Here is a 6000-nt window from a genome sequence, read left to right on the forward strand (position 1 = left end):
GATTGGACAGCGATTTCCAAAACTTTCTTCCGTCTAACAGTCTACAGAGGGTAGACCTTGCGAAATTCTTCTAAAACAACCTTGCTGTCAGGTGTAAAAGTCTGTCCTGCCTCCCTCATCCACTCGGTGAAAAAGTCCTCATGAACCTGACGCCAATAGGCTAAAGATTTGTCTCCCTCGCCTTCCTTGTAGGCATGGTCAGCAGAAACTTGATTAAAGGACTGAACGGAAACCTTTGTAATTTCGACAATGCAGACAGCCTGATTTTGACTGTCTAAAATGACATCAAATGTCCCTTCTTGCGGAAGGGGTTCATCTTCTAGTGCGTAGAGGTCGTAGGCTGAAGCTGTTGCCGTCTTTTCTCCTTCTAAAACCAAATCTGCCAAGAGATCGGCTTCCACTCCAAAAGCCCAAGCATCGATTTCATCTCCGATAGAAGGATTGATTTGTTTGTATTCATTCCACATTTCTCGCGGTGTCATGGGTTTCTCCTTTGTAATTTTTTACTTTCTTCTTTTACACGTTTGAGGTGGTCTGGATGGTCAATTTCTAAATCAAAAATCTCCGGAATAGAGCTGTAATGGAGAATGCATTCGATACCCATCTGATTCATTTTTTGTATGAAAGAAGTATTCAGATAGCCTGCTACAGCAAAATCAATCTTGTTCTTTCTTGCTTTATTCTGCATCTGTCTCAACATATCTAACATAATTGGATTTTCCATATCATGCCATTGACTGTTTCTCACAGTGGCAAAAATAAAAGAAGTCAAATCATTCATTCCAACTACAATCTTTAAAATGCCCGTTTCCATTATTCTGTCCAAGTCAAAATATGCTGACGGTAATTCAATCATCGTGGCAATTTTCCCAGTAAAGCCACGCCGACGCAATACTGTAATAGCTTGTTTTAATTGATCGGCATCATTGACAAAAGGAAAGATAACAGACAGATTGGGATTGATTTGATAAACTTCTGTAACGACATGTGCTTCAGCCTGAAATTCATCCAGACACGCCAGTAAACGCCTAGTCCCTCTATAACCAAACAAAGGATGGCGTTCATCAAAATACTCTTTAGTCCCCTTTAGACAATTAGCTTCTATATTCGTTAATTCAGAAAAACGATACCAAACTTCTTCATTTGAGTACAGGGAGCAGATAGTCTCTAGATAATCTTTTACAAATTGCTGACAACTGGGTAATAGGATGTTTTGATTAAGCTCTCTCAACAAGTATTCCCCACGAATCATTCCAATGTAGTGAAATAGTTGAGGATAAACTTTTTCAAGAATTTTTTCGCCACTAAGAGCAAGTTAATTTTGCATGTCCATTCACCTCATCTTAAAAGATATAATATCAGCTATCATTATATGACACTTTTCTCTAGTTCAAAAGCTACATAAGGTCCAATTAACTCATATCCTAAAAATTCTGCTACTTTTTTGGAAGCCTCGTTATGAGCATCCCAAAGTGGAAACATATCTCTATTTAAACTCTCTAGAATCATTGCAGCACCAAGCTTTTTAGCAAATCCATTTCCTTGTTCGTTTGGTCTAGTTGCAACTTCCACTTCAACTGCTTCACTGTAAACTAACCCTGAGGAAATCCCAGCAATCAGTTCATTATTTTTAAGAATCACAAAGCCAAATCCACCTTTTAAAACAAAATCCTGATAGGACTCAAAATCCCCCTGTAAATCCTGTGACCATTCTTCCGTAGAAAAGCAGTTATAAATATGATTATCAATAGGCACAATATTGTAGCCTTCCTCTAAATGAGTAACTAGATCATTTAGAAATTTGACTTGAAAATTTGCCTTATCTTTAAAAGAATAGCGAGTAAAAGAATTTAGCCCCACTTTCCGATGCAGAAAATCTTGCCAATTAGTATTTTCTGAAATAATAATCTTATAATCTAAACCATATTTTCTAACAAAATCTTCCCAAAATCTGGAATCCAACTCCCCTGCTAGGTATAGAAAATTCCCAACATCATAAAAGCTTGTTGCCCTATCATTGTTTCGGTAGACAGTTCCAATTTGAGATTTAAGACCATAGAGAACCATATTTTTCTTCCATGTTTTAAATAGTTCCATTATCCCCCTACTTCACCTTCCAATTCATGTAAGAAGTATTGCCCAGTTCTGTAAATCCTAATAATTCAGACTTAACCTTCAAGACTAATGGCGATGCATTTTCTTCTGTTATCTCTTGAATATCTATCCAAATATATCCAAGTGAATCGTTCGCACCATCAGACACAGCTTCCGAAATCGTAACTTGAGGTGCACTCTCATTCATTTCAACATCATACAAGGCCATGATATGGTGAACCATAAAATTTTTTAACTCTTCCCTGACGAAAACATCGTAGATTCGAGGATTAGAGTAGCTTCTAACAGTAAATCCCGTCTCTTCCATAACTTCTCTAGTCAGCGTTTCCGTCAGGCCTTCACCAAGTTGCTGACTGCCTCCAGGTAGGTCATACCGATGTTGATAAGGGCCTCTCGTTTTTTCAATGCAGAGTAACTTCCCATTTTCAAAGCAAACAGCGTAGACACCAAAGTGTCTTTTGATTTCCATCAGATCCTCCTACTTCAAAGACCAGCCACCATCTATTGTCAAAATTTGTCCTTGCATGGCGCTCGCTTTTCCACTTGCTAAGAAAAGACTAAGCTCTGCTACTTCCTCTGGTTCAATCCAGCGTTTGATTGGTGTTTCACTAGCAACCCAGGTAGCCAATCCACCTGGCTCAAAGTCCGCAGCAGTCATAGCTGTCTTGACTGCTCCTGGAGCGATACCAAATACCTGAATCCCGGTTTCAGCATAGTCTAGAGCCAACTGCTTGGTAAAGCCTGCCAAGGCGTGCTTCGAAGAAGTATAGGCGTGTCCACCGCCACCTGCTAGGCTCGAAGCAATGGAGCACATATTGATAATGGTACCTTTTTTATTCTCCAGCATTTGTGTCAAGTAATAGCGAGTCAACTCAACAGGAGTCATATAGTTGATTTCAAAAATCTCTTGAATTTCCTGCGCTGATTGTTCCAATAGGGGTTTATAAGCATCCAACACTCCAGCAGTATTGCACAAAATATCTACCTGAGGGCACCAGTCAAAAATAGGCTCCAAGTCCAAGGTCAAATCTCTCTGTAAAAAGTGAAAATCACCCTCTAAGAGTGGATTTTCACCTTGGTCAACTCCATAAACTTGATAGCCCTTCTCTAACAAGAGTCGAGCTTGAGCCAGACCAATCCCTGAACTCACTCCTGTAATGAGTACACGTTTAGTCATGCGCTTCTACCCAATCCGTCGCCAAAACATCACAAGGTGTCGGACTCCACATGGAAAAACCTTCTCCCTCCCCAGAAACGTTGATTAGGAAATAAGGTGTCACTTCAAGTGCAACCCCATTTTGCTCGATAGTGTCAAAAAGTTGGACATAGTTTTCAGCACCTCCCCAACCAGTTCGTACATATTTTTTCTTAGCCTTTAACCCAGGTAGAATTTCTTCAAATGTCATGTTTTTCTCCTTTAAAATCAATAATTCTTCCCTTCATTATAACAAAAAAACCGCTTTGCAACGGCTTTTTGACTGTGATTTATTTACATCTGCTTCTACTTACGGCAAATTATTCCCTGCTGCAAGATAAATTTCATACCATTCTTTTCTTGTTAAGCTAAAGTTTGCCGCTTGGCTAACTTCTCTCAAGTGATTAGGATTTGCGGTACCTACGACTGCCTGCATTTTGGCTGGATAACGCAATATCCAAGAAATGGCAATAGTTGAAGGGGTTACTCCATATTTAAAAGCTAAACGATCAAGTACTTGATTCAAAGCTTGAAATTTCTCATTGCCAACAAAATTCCCTTTAAAATATCCGAACTGCAAGACTGACCAGGCCTGGATAACCATGTCATTTAATTTGCAGTATTCAAAGACACTTCCATCACGCAAAGCTGCCTTGTTGCCTTCCATATTGACATGAAATCCTGCTTCAAAACTAGGTGTGAAAGCTGCACTTAATTGTAATTGATTGATAGATAGAGGTTGTTTGACTTCTTTCTTCAGCAATTCCATCATCATAGGATTTTGATTAGAAACTCCAAAATCTCGAACCTTACCTTGTTTATAAAGAAGATCAAAGGCTTCTGCTACTTGGTCAGATTCCATCAAAGCATCTGGCCGATGAAGAAGCAAGCTATCTAAATGATCAATCTTCAATCTTTGCAAAATTCCGTCTACAGATTTTATAATATAGTCCTTAGAAAAATCAAAATAGGTAAATTCTTCCATGCGAATGCCACATTTGGACTGAATCCACATCTCTTCTCTTAAATCTGGACGATTTTTTAGGACAAGACCTAACAGTTCTTCACAACGACCACGACCATAAATATCAGCCAAGTCAAAAGCATTGATTCCAACAGAAAGTGCTGTTTCTACAAGTTCTTCAACTTCTTTTACAGACTTATCTTTTATTCTCATCATTCCGAGAACAATTTCTGATAATTCTTTGTCATCTTGACCAAGAGTTATGTATCTCATCAAATTTTTCTCCTTAAATTTCTAACATTCTTCCCTTCATTATAACAAAAAACCGCTTTGCAGCGGCTTTTTGACTATATTTCACTCCATTTTATCTTCTTAAATCCACGGAACAAGACAAAGATTCCAATAAAGAGAACTGCTAAAGGAATGAATTTTGTAAGGAAAACATTTGAAATTCCCATCCACTCATAGTAACGGAGCAGAGAGCCCACCACAAGATGGGCAATAATCATACTGACAAATGGACGAAAAATCGGTTCTTTCCAATTCCAAATACTGATGACCAGCGAAAGCGTAAAGACAAGGAAACTATCCCAGGGAGCAGGAAGATAAAAGGCTCCTTCTTGTATGAAGCTTGCCATTCCTACATACCCCAGAACAACTAGAAGGACAAGAATCCCAACGACAATATAAGTGCCAATTTTCATTTTAGGAGAATCTTGGACTAAGCCCCAACGTAAGATTGTGGCCACAAGAGCAAATCCAATCAGAAAAAGAAGAAGTTGCCCTAAAAAAGTAAGCAAATTGACTGTTAAGAGAGGACCTTTAGAAAAATCACCCAGTAGATGATAGTAACGTAATATCGCTAGGACAAAAATTGGTGTTAAAAGGGACTCCTTGATAGAACTGCGTGGTGCTTCCTTGAGAATCTCTTTCATTATTTTTTTAGGATTCTTACCTAGATAATCCTCTGCACTCATGCCATCTCGTTCTGCTTCTGAGAAATCTAACATCATCAAATAAATCTGCTCTCTGAGATAGTCCTCATCATAGAGAAATCCAGCAAGATTAAAACTATCCCACAGTTCCTCAAAATACTGCTGATTCTCCTCAGAAAACTCATGCAGCAAAGCGCTTGTTTCTTCGTAATACTTCATTTTCTTCATGGTTTAACCCCCATTCTTAATTCCTTCTACTTTTTGACTCAAATCGTCCCATTGTTGCCAAAAGACCGAGACACGCTCTTCTCCTTCTTTAGTTAACGAAAAATACTTCCGATCTGGACCATCTGGCGACGGACGCATGTCGCCTCTTATCCATTGATTTTTTTCTAACTTTTGCAACAAAGGATAAATAGTTCCCGGAACAATGGTGTCAAATCCAGCCTCTCGCAAAGTTTGAACCAACTCATAACCATATCGCTCTTTTTGACCAATCATATCCAAGACACAACCTTCAAGAACACCTTTTAATAGTTGAGTTTCCTTCATCCCTTCTCCCTTCTATCTATTTTGTAATACCTACTAGTTGTTTCATCTATAAAATACCACTTTCACACTAGTTTGTAAAGCATAATAGTTAATGCTCTTCGAAAATCTCTTCAAACAACGTCAGCGTCGCCTTACCGTATATATGTGACTGACTTCGTCAGTTTCATCTACAACCTCAAAACAGTGCTTTGAGCAACCTGCGGCTAGCTTCCTAGTTTGCTATTTGATTTTCATTGAGT

Annotated in this window: 8 protein-coding genes and 1 pseudogene; all 9 read right to left on the reverse strand. The window is 38.8% G+C overall.

All coding sequences use genetic code 11. The features are described 5' to 3' along the window. Positions 1–41: 41 nt before the first annotated feature. Complete coding sequence (locus HT725_RS00775) at positions 42–482, reverse strand: ASCH domain-containing protein (RefSeq protein ID WP_173217614.1); 441 nt, start codon at positions 480–482, stop codon at positions 42–44. Further along, positions 457–1294, reverse strand: a pseudogene (locus tag HT725_RS00780) (putative PEP-binding protein). Before HT725_RS00780 ends, HT725_RS00775 begins: the two are co-directional and overlap by 26 nt. Positions 1295–1368: 74 nt before the next feature. Continuing rightward, positions 1369–2097, reverse strand: a complete 729-nt coding sequence (locus tag HT725_RS00785) for a GNAT family N-acetyltransferase (protein ID WP_112443503.1) — start codon at positions 2095–2097, stop codon at positions 1369–1371. Between the two features lie 7 nt (positions 2098–2104). Next, positions 2105–2584 (reverse strand): NUDIX hydrolase, encoded by a 480-nt coding sequence (locus HT725_RS00790; protein ID WP_112443502.1) that lies wholly within the window; start codon positions 2582–2584, stop codon positions 2105–2107. A 9-nt stretch (positions 2585–2593) separates the two neighbouring features. Next, on the reverse strand, positions 2594–3292 hold the full coding sequence (locus tag HT725_RS00795) for a 3-oxoacyl-ACP reductase (RefSeq protein WP_112443501.1): 699 nt from the start codon (positions 3290–3292) through the stop codon (positions 2594–2596). Continuing rightward, the gene (locus HT725_RS00800; protein ID WP_000141912.1) at positions 3285–3521 is read right to left on the reverse strand and encodes a DUF2829 domain-containing protein; all 237 of its coding nucleotides are present in this window, start codon (positions 3519–3521) and stop codon (positions 3285–3287) included. The genes HT725_RS00795 and HT725_RS00800 overlap by 8 nt, the downstream gene beginning before the upstream one ends. Positions 3522–3620: 99 nt before the next feature. Beyond that, entirely contained in the window at positions 3621–4547 is a 927-nt protein-coding gene (locus HT725_RS00805; RefSeq protein WP_173252884.1) for an aldo/keto reductase, read from the reverse strand. Positions 4548–4621: 74 nt separating this feature from the next. Further along, positions 4622–5437, reverse strand: a complete 816-nt coding sequence (locus HT725_RS00810) for a hypothetical protein (protein WP_173252885.1) — start codon at positions 5435–5437, stop codon at positions 4622–4624. Between the two features lie 3 nt (positions 5438–5440). Then, the gene (locus HT725_RS00815) at positions 5441–5761 is read right to left on the reverse strand and encodes a PadR family transcriptional regulator (protein WP_000665422.1); all 321 of its coding nucleotides are present in this window, start codon (positions 5759–5761) and stop codon (positions 5441–5443) included. Positions 5762–6000 lie beyond the last annotated feature (239 nt).

Source organism: Streptococcus sp. 2579 (assembly GCF_013277195.1).
In the GTDB taxonomy this organism is placed as follows: Bacteria; Bacillota; Bacilli; order Lactobacillales; family Streptococcaceae; genus Streptococcus.

What these genes read in the sequence shown, in the direction of transcription:
- HT725_RS00810 (WP_173252885.1), bottom strand. Translation starts at nt 5,437, where the DNA reads ATGAAGAAAATGAAGTATTACGAAGAAACAAGCGCTTTGCTGCATGAG.
- HT725_RS00785 (WP_112443503.1), bottom strand. Translation starts at nt 2,097, where the DNA reads ATGGAACTATTTAAAACATGGAAGAAAAATATGGTTCTCTATGGTCTT.
- HT725_RS00775 (WP_173217614.1), bottom strand. Translation starts at nt 482, where the DNA reads ATGACACCGCGAGAAATGTGGAATGAATACAAACAAATCAATCCTTCT.
- HT725_RS00800 (WP_000141912.1), bottom strand. Translation starts at nt 3,521, where the DNA reads ATGACATTTGAAGAAATTCTACCTGGGTTAAAGGCTAAGAAAAAATAT.
- HT725_RS00795 (WP_112443501.1), bottom strand. Translation starts at nt 3,292, where the DNA reads ATGACTAAACGTGTACTCATTACAGGAGTGAGTTCAGGGATTGGTCTG.
- HT725_RS00790 (WP_112443502.1), bottom strand. Translation starts at nt 2,584, where the DNA reads ATGGAAATCAAAAGACACTTTGGTGTCTACGCTGTTTGCTTTGAAAAT.
- HT725_RS00805 (WP_173252884.1), bottom strand. Translation starts at nt 4,547, where the DNA reads ATGAGATACATAACTCTTGGTCAAGATGACAAAGAATTATCAGAAATT.
- HT725_RS00815 (WP_000665422.1), bottom strand. Translation starts at nt 5,761, where the DNA reads ATGAAGGAAACTCAACTATTAAAAGGTGTTCTTGAAGGTTGTGTCTTG.